Below are 19263 nucleotides of genomic sequence, written 5' to 3' on the forward strand. Positions count from 1 at the left end.
CGTGCGGGGAGGGAAGGGATCGCCATGTCGATGGCCCTTCGGTAGCCGTGATAGGCGCCCCCGCGGGGTCACGGCCGGGGCGAGTCGGTCGGCGCGGCGAACAGGGCGTCTGCGTTCAGCGCGCCCGCCGCGACCTCGTGCGCGACGTCGGACAACCGCAACCGGTGCGAGCGGGCGTAGTGGCGCAAGGTCAGGAACGCCACGTGCATGTCCACCCCGCCGACCTCGGCCAGGACGCCCTTGGCCTGTTCCACGACGGTGCGGTGGTGCAGGGTCGCCTGCAACTGCTCGGACACCAGGTCGTGCTGCCTGATCGTGCGCTGTTGAAGGATACCGATGGTGGCGACGTCGGCGAGCGCCTGCCCCAGGGCGATGGCCGACTCGTCGACCGGGACGGGCGCGGTGTTCAGCAGCGTCAGCGCGCCGATCACCTCGTCGCGCAGCCGCATCGGCAGCGCGCACGCCGAGCGGAACCCCGCGCTCACCGCCGCCGGGCCGAACTCCGGCCACCGGTCGTGCTCCTCGGCGAGGTCGGTGCTGGACACCGACGTCCCGGTGCGCACGCAGTCCAGGCACGGCCCCTGCTCGGTCTGCGCCGCGAACACCTCGACCAGCGTCGCGTGCTCGGACGACCCGGCGGCCGGGCGCCACCCGCCCCGCTGGTCGGACAGGATCACCCCGGCGGCGTCCACCCCGAGCAGTTCGACGGCGCGCTCGGTGAGCATCCCGAGGAAGTCGAGCACGTCGAAGTCGGCGACCAGTGTGTCGGCCAGCGACACGAACGCGTCAGCCAACTGTTGATCACGGGCAGTGCTCATCGAGTCGGCCTTTCCCTCACGTCGCATTATTGCCCGACCTCGCCTTCGGTGAAGCGCAGCTCCCGCGCCACGACCCGCCGCGCGACCTCGGTCAGCGGGATGTCGTGGGTGAAGGCGTAGCCGCGCAGCCGCAGCAGCGCGACCTCGGTCGTGCAGTCCAGCTGCGCCTTGACCATCCCGGTCGCCTGGTGCACCTGGATGTGCGGGTCCACCAGCCAGCTCAGGTCGGCGGTGCGGTGCCCGTCCAGGTCGGTCACGACGCCCTGGGTGGCCAGGTCGCTCAGGATCAGGGCGTCGGTCAGCTCCGACCTGGTGAGCGGACCGGGCACGTCGCGGTAGAGGTCCAGCGACCCCAGGCGCGCCACGCCGAACTGGAGCGGGAACGAGAACACGGCCGCCGCGCCCAGCGCGCACGCGGCGGGCGTGAAGGCGGGCCACCGCTCGGTCTGGGCCGCCAGGTCCGACACCAGCACCGGGCCGCCGGAGGCGAAGGCGTCCAGGCAGGGACCCTCTCCGACGACGAGTTGGAGGTCCTCCAAACCCGCGCTCACCTCGTTCGTCGCGTAGACCAGACCTCGATTGGGAGTCCTGCCCGAGGGTGTGCTGCTCAGCACCGTCGCGCCCGCGCCGGACACGCCCAGTTCCCGCACGCAGCGCTCGCAGGTCGCCTCGACCGCTGAGGAAGGACGCGCGGCGAGGTCGGCGGCCAGCAGCTCCTGCAGCCTCCTCCGCCGGTTCTCCGCCATCAGTCCTCCGAATCAACCCCCAGGGCAACACCGGTCAGCCTAGGGCCTGGCCTCGACCGGCTCGTCCCCGAGCCGGCAGCCGCCCGCGATGCTCCCCCGGTGAACGCCGTCCGCACGCGATTCTCCTCACCGGACGCGGACGCGGACGCGGGCGCGTGCGCTGCGGCGCGGACAGCGCTTTCCCCCGATCGGGGGTGGGCGGAGCGGACCCCGCCGCCGCTCCGCCCACCCCGTGACCGACGATCCCGGACGGTCAGGCGCTCACCCGCGCCCCGCCGCTCCCGGCGCCTGCGGTGATCACCTGCCGGTAGAGCCGCGCCACCTCCGCCGTGAGCACCTCCGTGCTGTAGCGGGCCAGCACCCGGTCGTAGCCCGCGATCCCGTAGGCGTTGAGCCTGACGCGGCTGGTCAGCAGCTTTCGCAGTGCTCTGGCCAGTGCGGCGGGGGAGCCCGGTGGCACGAGGACCCCGGTGACGTGGTCCACCACGATTTCCGCGAGCACGCCGACGGAGGTGGCGACCACGGGGACGCCGCAGGCCATCGCTTCCAGTGCCACGATGCCGAACGGTTGGGTCCTGGCGGCGCACACCACGGCGTCGGCCGAGCGCAGCAGGCTCGCCATCGCGGAGCGCGGCACGCATCCCACCAGGCGCACCCGGTCGGCCACGCCGTGCACCCGCGCGTGGTCCACCAGCCGCTGCCTCCACGGCGCCGCGCCGGAGATCGCGTCCCCCACGACGACCAGCTCCGTCGCGGGCGCCCCGCGCAGCGCCACGATCACGTCGCCGACCCCGTCCGAGGGGTGCCCCGCGCCGACCGCGACGATCCGGTGCGGCAGGTTCCGCCTGTCCCTGGGCCCGGCGAGGCTGAACCTGGTGGGGTCCACCCCGTAGGGCACGACGGTGATCTTCGACCGCCGCACGCCCGCCTCGACCAGGTCCGACACCTCCTGGTCGCTGGTGGCGACGATCCCGGTGGCCTCCCTGCCGATCACCCGCCGCGCGCTCGGGTGCTCGGCGAGCAGGCTGCTGGACGGCGCGTGGAAGGTCTGCACCACCGGCAGTCCGAGCGGGGCCGCCGCGCGCAGGGCGACCAGGCCGGAGGGCCACTGGTGGGCGTGCACGACGTCGGGCGGCGCGGACCGCCACAGCTCGAGCAGGAACTCGCCCGCGCTCCTGGTGCGCGCCGCCGCGCCGCCGTGCCGCCGCGCGCCCCGATGGGCACGTAGAGCACCCGGTAGCCCTCCGGGGTGCGCACCGCGCCCGGCACGCAGGGCGACCTCCCTCCCGCGTAGACGGTGATCTCGTGCCCCGCCGAGGTCAGCGCGGAGGACAGGTCGGCGACGTGCGCGGCCCGCCTGCTCGCCGCCTCGTCCAGCTCCGCGAGCGGACCGGTGTGCAGCGCGATCATGGCGATCTTCACGCTTCCGCCCCCGTACCGCCGTCCGGGAACGTCGACCGGTCCCCCGCGCCGGGTGCTCCGGCGCGGCGGACCAGGACCGCTCCCGGCGCGCGTGACCGGGGACGCTTCTCGGGAGGCGGGGCGCGGTGCGGCCCCCGGCCGGTGTCGGCGGGGGGCGCGAGGTGGACCGCGCCCCGGCGTGTTCCCCTCGCGGGGCCTGGGACGGGCGTGCCGGTGCCGTGCAGGTGGAGGAGCAAGGGGACCTCGATCCACGCCGATGCCTGACTGGTGTCCGGCTGTCGGGGTCGAGGACAGCGGTGTCGCTGGGGGACGTCCGGCAGGTCCGATCCGGACCGCGACGACGCCCGCAACTGTTCTAGCAGCCGCCCCGCGGGCTGTACAGGAACGCCCCCTGTTCGGCCGCACCCCGCTCCCGACGCCGGGGAGCGGGGGCCGCTCACGGTTCGCGCCGCGACCGCTCGCGGCGGTGCGACCCACCCGCGCCCGGCGCGCCGCCTCGCGCCGGACCGGGTGAACCGGGTCGGGACCGCCCGCTAGAACGGGGCGAGCGCCTCGCCGAGGCACGGCCGGACCTCGACCAGCCGGTCCAGCGCGGTGACCCGAAGGGGGCGCAGCACGGCGTGGTGCGTCGCCACCACCCGCAGGCGCGTGAGCTCGCCCGCCCGCAGGCAGGCTCCGGTCAGCGCGGCCAGACCGGCGACGGCCAGCAGCCGGACCTCCCTCAGGTCCAGCACCAGCACCGGTGGCCGGTGCTCCAGGGCCAGGTCGAGGGCGCCGCGCAGCACCGGCGCGCTCACCAGGTCCACCTCGCCCGCCACGTGCACGACCGGTGTTCGGCCGTGGTGCCGCAGAGCCGCTGTCGCCGCGCCCACCCGGCGTTCCGGGAGGGCCCACCTGCTGCGGTGCCCGCGAGCGGTGTGGGGGCAGCGGTATTCGTCTTCGCCGAGTGGCGCCATGGTGTCGTCTCCTGCTCGGGCAGGCGTCGCCCGCCCGGTCGCGCACGGCGCGACCACCCGCGGGCGCGGCCAGCTCACAAGGGGGTTTCTCCGACGTGAGGCGGGATCTCGGCGCTCCGGCGGGGTTCGCGGGAACGCTATCCTATCCGCGCCCCCGCCGCCGATCGCGCGGCGCGGCTCACCCGGATGTCGGAACCGGCCCGCCGAGCGGCGCGGCGGCCTCGAGACCGGACGGCCACCCCTGCGGCCCGCGCGGTCGAACTCGGGGACCGCCCGCCGGGGCCGGTGTGTCCGGCTGGGCGCGAATACCGGGAAAACCGCGTGTGCGCGAGGTTCCCCACCGTCACAATGGCGCGTGGGGGAGGTGGGCGCTGTGGACTGGGAGCGGACCGGTGCGGTGGCGGGGGTCGTCAGCGCGGCGCTCGCCGTCATGGGGCTCGGGGTCGCGCTGGTCGCGTGGTTGCTGCCGCGCTCGGCGGACGCCCCGTCACCTGAGGTCGCCTCGACGTCGGCGGCAGGAGGACGGACCACCACCGGGGGCGCCGCCACGACCACCGGGGGCGCGGCCACGACCACCGCCGCGTACAGCGAGGTCTACCGGGACAAGGCACTGGTGCTCCCGACCGGCGCGCTGGGCGTGAGCGCCTACGTCGACCTCGACAAGCCCTCCGTCCGGTCCGCCGGATCGCCCGCCCCTGAAGCCGTCGAGAACTCCGCCGAGTTCAGCCACACCGCCGACGACGAGTTCAGCACCACCGTCACCGACGAGCGGGCGCGGGTCGGGTTCGCCGGGGGCGCCACGACGCCCGAGCAGTGCTCGGACGCCGCGACCACCGGCCCGATCTCCCGGAAGGAGAAGGTCGGCCCCGGAACGAACGTCGACGTCGGCACGCGGCTCTGCGCGGTGACCGGCGAGGGCGCCGTGGTGCTCGTCGAGGTCGTGGCGATCGGACCGGACAACGTGTTCAGCCGCTCGATCACCCTCCGCGCGACCCTCTGGAAGCGCTGACCCTCACGCCGCCGCGTGGAAGGTCACCGTGAACCCGGCGCACTGGCGGCACTGCCGGACCAGCTGGTTGCCGGGCTCGGTGTCGTGCTTCGACCACGCGTAGGCCTTGGTGCACCGCGCCGAGAGCGCGTTGCTGTACGCGGTCCGCGCGTCCTGGTTCGGTTTGGTGCACAGCATCGGCCTGCCGTCCGCTCACTTGGTCAGGCTCGCGGGCGGGCAGTGCGGCAGCAGTTTCTCCGGGCAGCCGACCGACGTGCACTCCGCCGAACCCGGTGGGGCCACGTCGTTCTCCGCCTTGCTCGTGATCGGTAGCGAGAACGCGTTGACGCAGCTGACGGCGTACCGGGGCGCGAGCCTGTCCTCGCGGGCGAAGAACTCGCCGCGCCAGTGGTTCGGCGTGGCCGACAGGGGTTTCGCGGTTGCTCAGGGCAGGTTCCGGTAGGCGGCGCCGGACGTGTTCGCCGTCGTCCCGTCGTACAGCCCGGTCGGGCTCGTGCGCGTCGACAGCGAGAACCAGGCGAACCGCTCCACGAAGCCCAACCCGTTGAGCATCGCCCCGGAGCGGCTGATGAAGTCGGCCTGCTGCGCCTGACCGGGGTAGCGCGGCTGCGACCCGGTGAAGTCGATCAACCCGTACTCGGTGAGCCAGATCGGCTTGCGGTACCGGTTGTGCACCGCTTGCAGGTACCCCTGCAGGTGTCCGACCGCCGCGCTGGAGAAGTCGCTGCCGTACCAGTGCAGCGGGATGAAGTCGACCCGGTAGCCGCGCGCGGCGGCCCCGCTCATGAACCGGTCGAGCCACCCGCCCGCCTGGTCGCCGCCGTACGCCACGGCGGGCGCGCCCAACCGCATCCCCGTGGCCTGCAACCGGGGCCACAGGTTCAACGCCTGCTCGACGCTCAGGTTCGCCTGCCCGGCCATGTCCGGCTCGTTGAACCCGAGCAGCGTGCTGCCGAGCGACTTCGCCTTGCCCAGCGCGGCATCGGTGACCGATCCCGATCCCCACGCCATCGGCACGAACTCGACACCGGGCGGCGTGCTGACGCCCTGCGTGTCCACGGCCCAGGTGTAGTACCACCCGGCCCGCACGTTCGCGAGCGCGCCGGCGACACCGGGGTGGTTGTTGACGCTGACGCCTTTCTTGGTCGCCGCGGCGCCTGCCGGAGCGGTCAGCGCGACCGCCGCGGTGAGCGCCACGAGCGCGACGGCGAGCAGTCGACGGGGGCCTCGCATACGCCTCGTCCCTCCAAGGTCGTTCGGTGCGGTCGAACGGCAGGACCCGAAGCGGCGGCGGACGTGAGAGCGCTTCCACGCCGAGCCTGGAGGTGGTCTGGACCTGCTGTCAACGGGTGGGCCGGGCAGTCAGGGGGCCCTCACCCGAACAGCGGGCAGGCGCGGCGCGAGCTGGGCCGCGAGGGTGCAGGGCGTGTCCTGTGGATCTTTTTCGTGATCGTGTGCTGATGACGGTGGGTGGTCGGACGTGGTGAGCTGACGGACGAGCTGCACCCGACCGTCGACTCGGCGGGTCTGCCACCGACGGCGATCCTCACCCTCGGGTCAGGGCCTGCGACAACCCGCAACCGCCACCGCTGCTCGACGACATCCACGACATCGCCGTGGACGGGCGGCGGGTGCGGGGTGGGGCGGGTGATCGCCGACAAGGCCCACGCCCACACGAACACCCGCACCGCGTTACAGCGGCGGCCGATCAAGGCCGCCATCCCGGAACGTGTCGACCGGATCGCCCGCCGCAGGACCAAGGGCTCGCCCAGCGGCAGGCCACCGGCCTTCGACCCCGACCTCTGCAAGCCGCGCAACGTGGTCGAGCGCTGCTTCAACCGCCTCAAGCGGCTCCGCGGCCCGGCCACCAGGTTCGCGAAACGAGCCGCCTGCCCACCGCGCCGAGATCGTCTTGCCCCGCATCGCCCTCCACCTGAGGTGAAGATCCGCAGGAAGCCCTAGACCAGGGCGAACCCCCTGATCACCCCACCGCGACCGCCGTCACCACGTGCACCACCGCCGACGCCGCCCCCACCGCCGTCATCCCCCACGACCCGCGCGACCACCCGACCGCCGCGTCCACCGCCTGCGACAGCGCCGCCCCCAGCAGGCAGAACATCGTCGCCTGGCCCGGCAGCGCCAGCGGCAGGCTCGCGGCCAGCACCCCGAGCGGCACGGCCTTCGCGGCGTGCATCCAGGCGTACATGCGCTCGCCCCGGTCCGGTGACGGGCTGTAGCTCAGCGACGCCGGGTGCACGGCCGCCACCGTCGCGAACACCACGCCGACCACGGCGGTGACCGCGTTCAGGAACAGCAGCGGGATGAGCATCCGGGGGTCGCCTCCGCAACGTCTTGGGTGGGTCGCGCCGCAGGTGCAGACAGTAGCCGCGCGCCCTCGGACCTCGTGATCTCGGGCCGCCCCCGACCTCGCGGGGGCGTGCCGACGCCCCTCGGCCCACCACCTGTGTGATGATCGAGCGCGCGGGCGACGGTGAGCGGGGAGCGGTTGTGGGAGAGGCGGGTCCGGTGCGGGCTTTGGGGTTCTGGCGTGCGGTCGAGCTGTTCGACCAGCCGGAACTGGGCGAGGTCGAGCGGGTCAGGGCCGGTGAGCCGCTGCCGTGGGACGCCGAGCACCCCCTCGCCCGGCGGGAGCTGCCCAGCGGCGCCGAGTGGCGGCACGTCGTGCACGTCGGGATCCACCCGCGCGGGAAGGCGCTCGCGGTGCTCGCCGGGGCGTTCGGCGCGCCCACGCCCGACGTGGACGGGGACGGGGCGCTCGCCCGGTTCGCCGTCGACGACAGCGGGCGCGCGCTGCTCGGGTCCGCCGCCCTGTCGGCCGCGGCCTGGGCCACCGGCGAGGTCGGGCTGGGCGGCGCGGCCGTGCTCGGGCGGCTCACCGGGTTCGCCCAGGCGCAGGAGCGCTTCGCCGCCGAGTTCCGCGCCACCGCCCTCGGCAGGCTCGGGCACACCGAGCTGGTCGCCTGCGAGGACGCCGCCGTGCGCGCCACCGGGTTCTCCCCGGCCGACGCCGAGATCGGCGTCACCAGCACCGCCGTGCCGCGCGGCACCGGCACGGCCTGGCTGCCCGAGCCGACCAGCCCGTTCCTGGCCGAGCTGGAGGCCGCCGAGCCCACCGGGCCCGCGCTGCGCGACCACCTGGCCGGTGAGCCGCCCGAGCCCGGTCCGGCCGACGCCGACGCGGTCCACGAGCTGGTGGTCGGCGTGCTCGTGCGCCGGGCCCGCGACCTCGCCGAGCTGGGGCACCCGCGCGAGGCGTTCAGCGGGCTGCGGTTCCGCTGGCTCACCGCCGACCGGGCCCGCGAGGTCAGCGCCTGGCGACCGGAGCTGGCCGGGGGAGGGGTGCTCGCGGTCAGCGCCGACGAGACCACCGCGCGTGCCGCGGGAGCGGCCGTGCGACCCGCGCCCGCCGCCGCGGCCGGGTCCACCGGGCACGACTGGCCGCTCGCGCTCACCCTCGTCGACCGCGCCGACCGCGAGCGGTTCGCCCAAGAGCTCTGGACCGGTGGCGCCGGCCTCCTGGACTTGCTCAAGACCTGGGAGGACAATGGTCCTCAACGCCCGTGGTCGGATGCCGTTGCCGCGTTCCGCGCTGCCCGCCAACTCGTGGACGACCTGCACGCCAGGCGCGACGCCGCCAGCCGTGCCGTCGACCGCGAACCCGTGCTGCGCGAGGAGCTGGACCGCGCCCGCGCCGGGCTCACGGCCGCCATCGCGCGCCTGGCCGAGGTGCGCGCCCACCGCGACCAGCTCGCCCAGGTCGAGCGGGCCGCCGTCGACGCGCACGCGGAGCTGGAGCAGGAGGCCGCCCGGCAGTTCGCCGCCATCGAGCACCAGGTCTGGGGCTGGAACGAGGAGCTGGAGCGCCGCAAGGGCGAGCACCGGGAGCACCGCAAGCTCCGGCCCGCCCTGTGGAAGCGCGTCGCCAAGCAGGACAGCGACCAGCACCTGTGGTCGTGGCGCGACACGTGGTTGTCCGACCGGGTGAAGCTGGCCGAGGCCGAGCTGAAGCGCCTGCACGCCACCCCGCCGCCCCAGGCCCCGCCGCCACCGCCCCGCACGCCGGGGCTCGACGTGGCGGAGCAGGCGGTGCGCGCGGCCGTGCTCGCCCAGGCCGATCACGAGTGGGTGATCAGCGAGCGCACGGCGGAACTGGTGCGCGTGGAGGAGCTGCTGCCGGTCGCGGCCGAGCTGTTCGCCGGGCGGGAGCGCGCCGAGCCGTGGACGGACCCGGAGTGGACGGCCGCGCGCGACGCGCTGCTCCTGGCCGCCCTGGAGCTGCACCGCGAGTTCCTCGGTCACGAGGCGCGGGCGGTGCGGCGCAACCTCCAGGCGGTGGCCGACCTGATCGCGGGCGAGTCGTCCCCGGAGATGCCGGACGGCGCGGTCGGGGAGGCGTGGCGCACGCTGTTCCTGGTGACGCCGCTGGTCAGCGTCACGGCGGAGTCGGGCGCGCGCCTGCTGGCGGGCGCCGGGCCGGACTCCCTCGGCTGGCTCCTGCTGGACCGCGCCGTGCCACCCGCGCGGGCGGTCGGCGCGCTGCGCCGGGCGCGCCGCGTCCTGGCGGTCGGCGACGGCGAGCCGGAGACGACGCCGGTCGAGCGCCTGCTCGCCCCGCGCTGGGCCGCCCTGGAGGCGGCTGCGGCGGCGGCTGCTGCTGCGGCCAACGCCGCGCCCGCCCACGGCGGCGCGGGCAACCCCGCGCCCGGTCAGGGCTTCGGCGGTCCCGGCGCGGAACCCGGTGGTGGGCTGCCCGGCGGCCTGCCCGGGAGCGGAGTGGCTGGGCCTGGGCTGCCTGGAAGCGGTGTGGCTGGTGGCGGTCTGCCTGGGGCTGGGGTGCCTGGAAGCGGTGTCGCTGGGCCTGGGCTGCCTGGGGCCGGAGCTCCCGGCGCCGGGATGCCCGGTGCTGGGACGCCTGGCGCCGGTGCGGCGGGCAGCGGGTTGTCCGGCACCTGGATGACCGGAGGCGGGGCACCCGGTGGTGGGGTGCCGAACAGCGGCACGTTCGCTCCCGGTGTGCCGAATCCGGGGACGCTCAACCCCGGTGCGCGGGTTCCGGGTGCGCCGCACCACGGGACGTTCAACCCCGGCGCACGGGTTCCCGGCGTGCCGAACCCCGGCACGCTGAGCCCTGGTAAGCGAGTTCCCGGAGCGTCCTTCCCCGGAACGCTCAACCCCGGCTCGCGGGTCTCCGGCGTGCCTGGTGGTCCTATGTCCGCTGGTCAGGCCACTGCCCGGCAGGTCCCCGCCGGTTCGATCCCCGCCACCCCGGCCCCCGCCGGCCCGTCTCCCGCAGGGCCGAGCCCCGCCGGCTCGTCCCCCGCTGGCCCGATCCCCAGCAGCCAGGTCCCCGCCAGCCAGGTCCCCGCCGGCCCGTCTCCTGCCGGTCCGAGTCGCCCCAGTCCGATCCCCACCGGCCACACCTCGGCCGACCCGGTGCCCAACGCCGATCCGCAGACCTCCGCCGGTGACCGCCCCGACAACCCCGACCCCGGTTTCTCCGGCCGTGACCTGTTCGGCGGTGACCCCCGCGCGTGACCGAGCCGGGGCGGGCCACCACCCGCCCCGCGTCACGCCCCGCCGACCAGCCCCGCCCGCAGCGCCTCGTGCACGTAGTGGTCGACATGGAACGTCACCACCAGCCGGAGGCACCCGGTCGCGGAGCGCGCAGCCGCGCGACGGCGGGGGAGGGGGCACCGGGCGATCGCAAGGGCTCAGGAACCGCCCCCCCCGGACGCCCGACCACCGCCGTCCGCCCGCCTGAAACCCGCCCGTCACCGGCCGTTCCCCGCTCACCACCCGCCACCCGTGATCGTTGGCGTCGCGTTGGCGGCACGTTGGCGGCGTCCCTCTACTGTGCGGTGAACACCCATACCGAAGTGCCGGTTCCCTGCGCCACGCCGGCGCGAGACGAGATGCCCCGAGGAAGGTCCTGCTCATGGCAGAAGCCACCGCAGAAGTTACCGCCACCGCGACCGCCGCCATGGTCGTGGCGAAGAGGGTGGCCGGCGCGGCTAACGGGGCTGATGTCAACCCGGAGATCGAGTCCATCGGCAAGGACGCCGCCGCCGAGCCGGAGGCCTTCACGCCCACCGGCAACGTCGCCGCGCCCGCCGACCCGTTCGCCAGCCTGGCCCAGGTCGCCGGGTGGACGATGGACTACGTCGCGTTCCTGCGCGAGCCGATCGACCAGCTGCAGACCGACAAGGGCAGCGTCCAGGCCACCGCCGACGCCTACCGCACCGCGTCCGAGCGGATGCGCGAGCTGTCGAACACCCAGCGCGAGCAGCTGGGCAACCCGCAGGGCTGGACCGGCGAGTCCATGGAGGCCTTCAAGGGCAGCATGGACAAGTTCGGCGGCGAGCTGGACTCGATGGCGAACGCGGTCGCGCAGAAGGGCGTGGTCGTCGAGGCCACCGGCAAGATGGTCGAGGGGATGCGCGCGGGCGTCATCGACCAGGTCAGCCGGTTCTCCGACTCGCTGGCCCCCGCCGCCGTCGCCGCCTACGTCATGGCCCCGCTGACCTTCGGCGCCTCGATCCCGATCTTCCTGGCCTCGGTGGTGGACGCCGCCACCCAGGTCGGCCAGGACATCTCCGGGCGCATGGACCAGCTCAAGGAGGCCATGGGCCGCCAGGCCGAGCGGATGGGCAAGCTCGACCAGCTGTCCGACCAGGTCAGCAAGGAGTGGGAGCGGTACGACGACGTCTCCGACAACGCCACCGCCACCGCGACCGGCCGCCTGGCTGCGCGGATGCCGAACGCGGAGGAGGGCACGACCACCGCGTCCCTGGCCAACGCCCCGCGCGCCATGACGGCCGAGGGCACGACCAGCCCGACCCTGCCGAACGCCCCGCGCGGCATGATGGTCGAGGGCGAGACCAGCCCGACCCTGCCCAACGCCCCGCGCGGCATGACCGCCGAGGGCACCACCAACCCGTCCGGGATGAACGCGCCGCGCCCGAGGTTCGCCGACGACGAGGCCGCGCTGGAGCCCAAGCAGGGCCTGCTCCAGTCCAGGCAGGGGCTGCTGCAGCCGATGGAGCGGGGCGAGCTGCGGCAGGGCGCGCTGCTGGAGCCCATGCAGGCGGGCGAGCGGCGGATGATGCAGCCCCTGGAGCCGAAGATGGCGGCCGAGCGGATGCACGCCTTGGAGCCGAGGGTGGGCGTGGAGCGGATGCACGCGCTGGAGCCCAGGATGGTGGGGGAGCGGATGCAGCCGCTCGAGCCCATGCAGCGGGCCGAGCACTCGCAGATGCACGCGGTCGAGCGGCAGCAGGGCACCCCCGCGCACCACGTGCTCCAGCCGACGCAGCAGGGCACTCCGGCCTACCACCCGCTGCAGCCGACCCAGCAGGGCACTCCGGCGCACCACGTGCTGCAGCCGACCCAGCAGGGCACCCCCGCGCACCACCCGCTGCAGCCGATGCACCAGGGCACTCCGGCGTACCAGCAGTCCGTGCAGCCGCTCCAGCCGATGCACCAGGGCACCCCGGCGTACCAGCAGCCCGTGCAGCCGTTGCAGCCCATGCACCAGGGCACCCCGGTCTACCAGCAGCAGCAGCCCCTGCAGCCCACGCACATGTCGGTCCCGGCCCAGCAGGCCGAACCGCTGCGCCCCACCCAGGCGTGGACCCGTGAGCAGCGGCAGGTGGAGAACGGCTAGGAGCTGACGCGGCCGAGCGCCGACCACCTCACCCCGTCCCCACCCTCTCCCTGCGCCCCGCGGAGGCAGCACAGCGATGTCCACGACCGAACAGCAGATGCAGAAGATGCACGTGATGTCCCGACGCCCGGCCCCGACGAGCGACTCCGGTGGCGCGGGCTCCGGGTTCTCCATGAACCAGTCCGACATGGAGACCCTGCGCAAGCAGGCCGAGGACCTCGGCAGCAGCTACAAGGAGATCGCCGCCGCGATCACCGGCGCCTCCCTGTCCGGCAACGCCTTCGGGCAGGTCGGCGCCGAGGCGGTGGAGCGGTTCAACGTCTCCTCCGCCAAGGGCGGGATGCACCTCGACAAGATCTCCATGACGATGGGCAAGGTCGCGGGCGGCATCCAGGCCACGGCCCAGGACCACGCCCAGACCGACGACAGCAACAACCAGGAGTTCGCGGGCATCAACACCGAGACCGACGCCCAGGCCCCCGCGGGCGCGGGCGGCGCGGGTGGCTCGGGTGCGACCGGTCAGGGCGCGGGCCCGCAGGTCAACGACCCCGGTTCGGTCAACGGCGACCCCGGAGCCACGGGCGGCGCGGGCGCGGGCGGCGCGGGCGGCGGTCCGGCCGTGAACCAGCCGGGGACCACCGGCGGCGCGGGCGGTGCGGAGGGCGCGGGCGCCGGTGGGACCGGCGGCAGTGGCACGGGCGGCAGCGGCGCGGGCGGCAGTGGTTCCACCGGGGGCGCCAACGGCGCGCCGAAGCCCGGCGACTACCAGATCGAGGACACCGCGAACGTCGGCACGCCGGGCGGCGGCGACACCGGGACGACCGGTGGCGCGGGCGCGGGTACCGGCGCGGGCGCTGGGACCGGCGCCGGTGCGGGCACGGGCGCCGGTGCCGGCTCGGGTTCCGGCGCGGGCACTGGTTCCGGCTCCGGCTCGGGCAGCGGGACCAACGGCCAGCAGCAACCCCAGCAGGCCCCCGAGATGCCCCCGATCCCCGAGGTCCCGAAGGACCTGTTCTCCCAGGGCGGCGCGGGCGCGGGTGCAGGCGGCGAGGGCGCAGGTGCTGGCGCGGGTGGCGCAGGCGTGCCCGGCGGCTCCGGCTCAACCGGCGGTTCCGGCGCGGGCTCCGGCTCCGGCAGCGGTAGCGGCTCTGGTTCCGGCAGCGGCGCGTCCACCCCCACGCCCAGCCCGAGCGACTACCAGATCGAGGACACGGCGGACATCGGCTCGCCCGGCGGTTCCGGCAGCGGTTCCACGGGCGGCAGCGGTTCCACCGGTGGCAGCGGCTCCGGCTCCGGCCAGCAGCAGCAGCCGATGCCGAACATCCCGCCGATCCCGGAGGTCCCGAAGGACCTGTTCTCCCCCGGTGGGGGCGCAGGCGCGGGCACCGGTGGCGAGGGCGCGGGCACCGGCGGCGCGTCCGGCGGTTCGGGCTCCACGGGCGGCTCCGGCTCGACCGGCGGCTCCGGCTCCACTGGTGGTTCCGGTTCCACGGGTGGTTCGTCGCCGTCGATCCCCAAGCCCGGTGACTACCAGATCGAGGACACCGCCAACATCGGCACGCCGGGCGGCAGCGGCGGCTCGACCCCGTCGACGCCCACCATGCCGACCATCCCGCCGATCCCCGAGGTCCCGAAGGACCTGTTCTCCCCCGGCGGCAGCGCGGGCGCGGGCGGCTCCGACAGCTCTGCGGGGGGCAGCGGCTCCACCGGTGGCAGCGGCTCCACGGGCGGCAGCGGCTCCACGGGCGGCTCCGGCCTGCCCGGCGGCAGCGGCTCGACCGGTGGTTCCGGTTCCACGGGTGGTTCGTCGCCGTCGATCCCCAAGCCCGGCGACTACCAGATCGAGGACACCGCCAACATCGGCACGCCCGGTGGCAGCAGCGGCTCGACCCCGTCGACGCCCACCATGCCGACCATCCCGCCGATCCCGGAGGTCCCGAAGGACCTGTTCTCCCCCGGCGGCACGGGCGGCATCCCAGCGGGCGACAGTAGCGCGGACCCGATCAAGGGCGGCGACTCGACCGGCAGCAGCGGCTCCGGCTCCGGTTCCGGCAGTGGTTCCGGCAGCGGCGCCGGCGGCCTGGGCGGGGGCCTCGGTTCCGGCTCCGGTTCGAGCGGTGGCTCCGGCACCACCACCGGTTCCGGCGCGACCACCCCGACCATGCCCACCATCCCGCCGATCCCCGAGGTCCCGAAGGACCTGTTCGGCACGCCGGGCGTCCCCGCCGGTGACACGGACAGCTCAGGCGCCGGCTCGGGTTCCGGCTCCGGTTCTGGCGCGGGTGCCGGCACGGGCGCCGGCGACGGCTCCGGCTCCGGTTCGGGCTCCGACGAGGACCGCGGTCGCCACTGCGGCAACGACGGTCGCGGCGAGACCGGCGGCAAGGGCGAGCACGAGGGCCGCGGCGACCACGGTGGCCGGGGCGAGCACGACGGTCGCGGCGAGCACGGCAAGGGCGAGCACGGCAAGGGTGACCACGACGGTCGCGGCGAGCACGGTGGCCGGGGCGAGCACGACGGCGATCGCGACGGCGACAAGGGCGACGGCAAGGACGGCGACCGCCCCGACGGCCTCATCGGCGACAAGGGCGACAAGCCCGAGGACCTCGTCGGCGAGCGCGACGGCGAGAAGGACGGCTTCCCGATCACCTCGGTGGACGGCGAGCCGTTCCTCGACCTGCGCGACCTCCCGGCCGACGAGGCCGAGCGCTGGACCGAGCGCATCCGCGACATCATGGAGAGCAAGGGCGAGGGCTCCTTCTACTGGGCCGACAGCACCATCGACGGCGAGGGCCAGCGGCACTCGCTGATGGACGTGGCCGAGCTGATGGCCGGCCTGGACAACCGCACCGAGGGCTCGGACGAGGTCAAGGCGTTCACGAACCTCTCCGACACCGGCGCGACCGCGACCGGCCAGCAGCCCACGTCCGTCGCGGGCAAGCTGTCCTCCGACGTCGTGGCCAGCCCGGCGCGCAGCGCCAACGGCGACGTGTTCGTCCTGGTCGGCCCGAACCGCGCCGAGGGCGACCCGGTCGCGATGACCGAGTTCCCGTCGCTCCAGTCCAACCCCAAGGTCGAGCGGGTCTTCGCGATCGACGTGACCACCGGCAAGGAGGTCCAGATCCACCCGAAGCAGGCCTGATCTCCCGGCAGTGCCGGACTCCGGTGGGAGGGCGCGTTCGCACCCGCCCTCCCACCGCCCGGAACGCCACGCGAGCGGGGCGTTGCGGCGCCGAGAGGCGACAGCGGAGCAGGGCGCAGTGGCGCACAACGGAGCAGGGCACAGCGCTGACCGCGCCGTTCGACCGCGCTCAAAGGAAGGCCGGGACCGACTGTACGCCTGCCAAGTCCGCGCCGACCCCGATCGTCGAGTGCCCTTTCGGGGGATTCGACCACTCGGCTCCGCCACGGTTCGACGTCCCCGGCGGTGCTCGGGCTCACCGACTCGAACCAGGTCATGCCGGAATGACCACCGGACAGGTTGATCCTCGTGGCATTCGGGGCAACCTGCTTTGCGCTCGCCCGGTACCGCCAATAGGGTGGTCGCGCTCTCTGGAAGTGTGGCGCGGAAAGGCGGTAACGTGGTCGTCCACAACGTCGGTAATGGCGCGGACCCCCAATCCTTCGATTCATTCGCCCTGGAATACGACCGGTTCTGCGACTTCGAGGACCACCCGGTCTGGGGGTGGGTCGCGGACGCGGGCGTCCGGCCGGGCGGGCGCGCCCTGGACGCGGGCTGCGGGTCCGGCCGCCGGTGCCGGGAACTGGCCGACCACTACGACGAGGTGCTCGGCGTCGACCTGAGCGCCCCGCTGATCCGGCTGGCCAGGGCCCGCAGGTCGCACCCGAGGGTGCGGTACGAGGTCGCGGACCTCGCCGACGTCGACGGCGGCGCCGAGGGGTTCGACCTCGTGTTCAGCTCCACCACCCTGCACCACGTCCCCGACCTGGACGACGCGCTCCGCAAGCTGAAGTCCCTGGTCCGCCCCGGCGGCTTCGCCGTGCTGGTGGACAACGTCGCGGACCGCCCCACCCCGCCCGCGCACGTCTACCGCGTCGGCGCGCTGCTCTCGCTGCCCCGCGACGTCCGCGCGCACGGCTGGCGCGACGCGGCCTGGCTGTTCCGGTTCCGCACCGGCGGCCCGTGGCTGGCGCACCTGCTGACCGACCGCTACCTGTCCCGCCCGGAGTTCGAGCGCCGCTACGGCTCGATCTTCCCCGGCGCGTCCTTCGTGGACCGGGGGTTCGCGCACGCGCTGGTGTGGCGCAGGGACGGGTGAGTCACGCAGCGCCGACCTGATCCGCCGCCGCGCCGCTCCGCCCTTCGTCCGGATTAATCTTTCCGTGGACAATGGGCACAGTCGGTGACCGCTGCGCGGATTTTCCCGGACACCCCGGGAAATCCCTTCACCCCGGAGTTCCCGTCTGGGTGAGGTTGTTCTAGGGGGCTTCTCGCTGTCGCTTTTTCCGGGTTAACGTGGACATCCGGCGCGCGGCTCGCGCAATCGCGGCACCGGGGGGCTCCACCCGCTTTCCCGCACCGATCAGCTCCCCACCGCCCCCCCGGCTCGGCAGGCCGCCCCGCGCGCACCTCGGGGTTGGACACGCACGTCCCTGTTGGGGGTTCGCTCTGCCATGGCCTCTCCACGAACCGCTGCACGAACCGAACGGGTCCTGATCACCGGCGGCGCGGGCTTCATCGGCGCGCACCTCGCCGCCGAGCTGACCGCGCGCGGGTGCGCCGTCGTCCCGGTCGACGACCTGCGCGTCGCCCCGCTCCAACCGCCACCCGCCGGGCTGCTGGTCAAGTCCGTGCTGGACCTGGACCGCTCCGACCTGGACGGGATCACGGCCGTCTACCACCTGGCCTCGCACAAGAGCGTTCCCGAGTCGTTCGAGCGCCCGCTCGACTACCTCGACAACGTCGACTCGGGCAGGCACCTGCTGCGGCTGTGCGAGCAGGCCGGGACGCCGCGCGTGCTCGTGGGCAGCACCTGCGAGGTGTACGGGAACTCGCTGGCGCTGCCCAACACCGAGGCCGCGCCGCTCGCCCCGCGCTCCCCGTACGCCTCCTCGAAGGTCGCGCTGGAGATGATCGCCCGCAACCACCAGCAGCGCCGGGGCTCCCGCGTCACGGTCGTGCGCCTGTTCAACGTCTACGGCCCCGGCGAGCGCGCCGACGCCCTCGTGCCCGCGCTGTGCCTGCGCGCCGCCCAGGGCCGCGGCCTGCCGATCGAGGGGACCGGGAGGCAGTGCCGCGACTTCTCCTACGTGGCCGACACCGTCCACAAGCTCGCGGGCCTGCTCCACGCGCCGCCCGCGCCGACCGTCAACCTCGGCTCCGGCCGCTCCCGGTCGGTGCTGGAGGTCGCCGCGCTGCTGCGGGAGATCCGCCCCGGCCTGGAGCTGGAGTTCCAGCCCGGCAGGCGCGACGAGATCGACGAGTTCCGCGCCGACACCACCGTCCAGGACGGCCTGCTCGGCCTGCCCCCGGCGGTGACCGGGATGCGCGAGGGCGTGCGCCGCACCTACGACTGGTGGGCGGCCGGGCTCGTCGACGTCCCCGCCGCCAGGACCCCGCTGCTGGTCAAGGAGCTCACCTGATGCCCGGCTACTCCGCGCCCGTGCGCGCCAGCGTGGACGTCACCTACGCGTGCGACCTGCGCTGCGTGCACTGCCGCACCAACACCGGCGAGATCCCCGCGCACATCCGCCGCCGGATGCTCTCGGTCGAGCAGCTCGGCGAGGTGCTGCTGGAGCTCGACCGCATGGGCGCCTTCGAGATCACCCTCACCGGCGGGGAACCCACCATCCGCAAGGGCTTCTGGTCGCTGCTGGACGTGGTGCCGCGCCTGAGCTTCGCCACCGTCACGCTGATCACCAATGCCGCCAACCAGACCCGCGAGCAGCTCGACCGCATCCTGGACAGCGGCATCTCCTCGATCCGGGTCAGCATGGACGGCACCCGCGAGACGTTCGAGGCGGTCCGGCTGGTCGACGCGTTCGACCGGGTGATCGAGAACTCGGCGTACCTGCGCGACCGGGTGCGCAGCTTCAAGGTGCTCACCACGGTCATGAGGACCAACCTGCACAACGTCCTGGAGCTGACCGCGCACCTGCGCCGCACCGGTTTCCGCCGCCAGGACCTGATCCTGGTGCGCGCGCACGGCAGGGGAGGCCGCAACCGCCTGCTGCTGACCGAGGACGAGACCATGCGGTTGCACGCCGAGGTCGCCGAGTTCCGGGACCGGGTCCCCGCCACGGAGTTCGACCTGAACCTCAACGCGCCCTACCTCGTGCCGGGCCGGGGGATGCCGTCGCACCAGGACGTGGTGATGTTCCCGTACCTGGTCAAGGACAGCAGCATCGCGATCTCCGCGACCGGTGACGTGACGATGAGCAGGCTCTACAGCTCGCACCCGCTGGGCAACACCAAGGACGCGCCCGTCGCGGACATCTGGGCGCGCGGGCAGGAGCAACTGGCGCGCGAGCAGGAGGAGTTCACCGACGAGCGGCTGCGGGAGATCTTCTGGGACTTCGCGGCGGCGGAGCGGTCGACGAGCGAGCCGCTCGTGCTGACCTCCCTGCTGGACCGGCAGATCTTCGAGGGGTACGAGGTGCGCTGACG

General features: G+C 74.4%; 16 protein-coding genes. 9 read left to right on the forward strand and 7 right to left on the reverse strand.

Going from position 1 to position 19263, the window contains the following annotated elements:
* Nucleotides 1-68: 68 nt before the first annotated feature.
* From CNX65_RS14145 to CNX65_RS14160, 4 genes are all read right to left on the reverse strand, one after another.
* Nucleotides 69-794, reverse strand: coding sequence for a GAF and ANTAR domain-containing protein (locus tag CNX65_RS14145; RefSeq protein ID WP_309142051.1), 726 nt, complete (start codon nt 792-794; stop codon nt 69-71).
* Between the two features lie 50 nt (nt 795-844).
* Nucleotides 845-1564, reverse strand: a complete 720-nt coding sequence (locus CNX65_RS14150; RefSeq protein WP_096493303.1) for a GAF and ANTAR domain-containing protein — start codon at nt 1562-1564, stop codon at nt 845-847.
* A gap of 253 nt (nt 1565-1817) precedes the next feature.
* Entirely contained in the window at nt 1818-2837 is a 1020-nt protein-coding gene (locus tag CNX65_RS14155) for a glycosyltransferase (RefSeq protein ID WP_232520161.1), read from the reverse strand.
* Nucleotides 2838-3519: 682 nt separating this feature from the next.
* Complete coding sequence (locus tag CNX65_RS14160; protein WP_232519827.1) at nt 3520-3858, reverse strand: STAS domain-containing protein; 339 nt, start codon at nt 3856-3858, stop codon at nt 3520-3522.
* Nucleotides 3859-4315: 457 nt separating this feature from the next.
* Between CNX65_RS14160 and CNX65_RS14165 the strand changes: the two genes are divergently transcribed.
* Nucleotides 4316-4951 carry a hypothetical protein gene (locus CNX65_RS14165; protein ID WP_096493305.1) on the forward strand — a complete coding sequence of 212 codons (636 nt, stop codon included), beginning with the start codon at nt 4316-4318 and terminating at the stop codon, nt 4949-4951.
* Between the two features lie 3 nt (nt 4952-4954).
* Here the strand turns inward: CNX65_RS14165 and CNX65_RS35320 are convergent, their stop codons facing one another.
* Complete coding sequence (locus CNX65_RS35320) at nt 4955-5128, reverse strand: hypothetical protein (protein WP_157767637.1); 174 nt, start codon at nt 5126-5128, stop codon at nt 4955-4957.
* On the opposite strand from CNX65_RS35320, the gene CNX65_RS14170 reads away from it, so the two are divergent.
* Nucleotides 5118-5393: a hypothetical protein gene (locus CNX65_RS14170; protein WP_096493307.1), complete on the forward strand. Its 276-nt coding sequence runs from the start codon at nt 5118-5120 to the stop codon at nt 5391-5393. The genes CNX65_RS35320 and CNX65_RS14170 overlap by 11 nt on opposite strands.
* On the opposite strand, the gene CNX65_RS14175 is transcribed toward CNX65_RS14170, so the two are convergent.
* Nucleotides 5375-6184: a glycoside hydrolase family protein gene (locus CNX65_RS14175; RefSeq protein WP_096493309.1), complete on the reverse strand. Its 810-nt coding sequence runs from the start codon at nt 6182-6184 to the stop codon at nt 5375-5377. The genes CNX65_RS14170 and CNX65_RS14175 overlap by 19 nt on opposite strands.
* 414 nt (nt 6185-6598) lie before the next feature.
* Between CNX65_RS14175 and CNX65_RS35325 the strand changes: the two genes are divergently transcribed.
* Nucleotides 6599-6913 (forward strand): transposase, encoded by a 315-nt coding sequence (locus CNX65_RS35325; protein ID WP_157767638.1) that lies wholly within the window; start codon nt 6599-6601, stop codon nt 6911-6913.
* A 19-nt stretch (nt 6914-6932) separates the two neighbouring features.
* On the opposite strand, the gene CNX65_RS14185 is transcribed toward CNX65_RS35325, so the two are convergent.
* A complete protein-coding gene (locus CNX65_RS14185) occupies nt 6933-7280 on the reverse strand; it encodes a hypothetical protein (protein WP_096493313.1) in 348 nt (115 codons plus the stop codon).
* 206 nt (nt 7281-7486) lie between these two features.
* Here CNX65_RS14185 and CNX65_RS14190 point away from each other — a divergent pair, with 206 nt between their 5' ends.
* The 6 genes from CNX65_RS14190 (at nt 7487) to CNX65_RS14215 (ending at nt 19261) form a co-directional block, all read left to right on the forward strand.
* Complete coding sequence (locus CNX65_RS14190; protein ID WP_096493315.1) at nt 7487-10507, forward strand: hypothetical protein; 3021 nt, start codon at nt 7487-7489, stop codon at nt 10505-10507.
* A 400-nt stretch (nt 10508-10907) separates the two neighbouring features.
* Nucleotides 10908-12635, forward strand: coding sequence for a WXG100-like domain-containing protein (locus CNX65_RS14195; protein WP_157767639.1), 1728 nt, complete (start codon nt 10908-10910; stop codon nt 12633-12635).
* 76 nt (nt 12636-12711) lie between these two features.
* Nucleotides 12712-15777: a hypothetical protein gene (locus CNX65_RS37820; protein WP_157767640.1), complete on the forward strand. Its 3066-nt coding sequence runs from the start codon at nt 12712-12714 to the stop codon at nt 15775-15777.
* Between the two features lie 439 nt (nt 15778-16216).
* The gene (locus CNX65_RS14205) at nt 16217-16915 is read left to right on the forward strand and encodes a class I SAM-dependent methyltransferase (protein ID WP_096493319.1); all 699 of its coding nucleotides are present in this window, start codon (nt 16217-16219) and stop codon (nt 16913-16915) included.
* A gap of 355 nt (nt 16916-17270) precedes the next feature.
* On the forward strand, nt 17271-18239 hold the full coding sequence (locus CNX65_RS14210) for an NAD-dependent epimerase/dehydratase family protein (RefSeq protein ID WP_096493321.1): 969 nt from the start codon (nt 17271-17273) through the stop codon (nt 18237-18239).
* Nucleotides 18239-19261 carry a radical SAM protein gene (locus tag CNX65_RS14215; protein WP_096493323.1) on the forward strand — a complete coding sequence of 341 codons (1023 nt, stop codon included), beginning with the start codon at nt 18239-18241 and terminating at the stop codon, nt 19259-19261. Before CNX65_RS14210 ends, CNX65_RS14215 begins: the two co-directional genes overlap by 1 nt.
* Nucleotides 19262-19263: the final 2 nt, after the last annotated feature.

The organism is Actinosynnema pretiosum, from assembly GCF_002354875.1.
Lineage (GTDB): Bacteria > Actinomycetota > Actinomycetes > Mycobacteriales > Pseudonocardiaceae > Actinosynnema > Actinosynnema auranticum.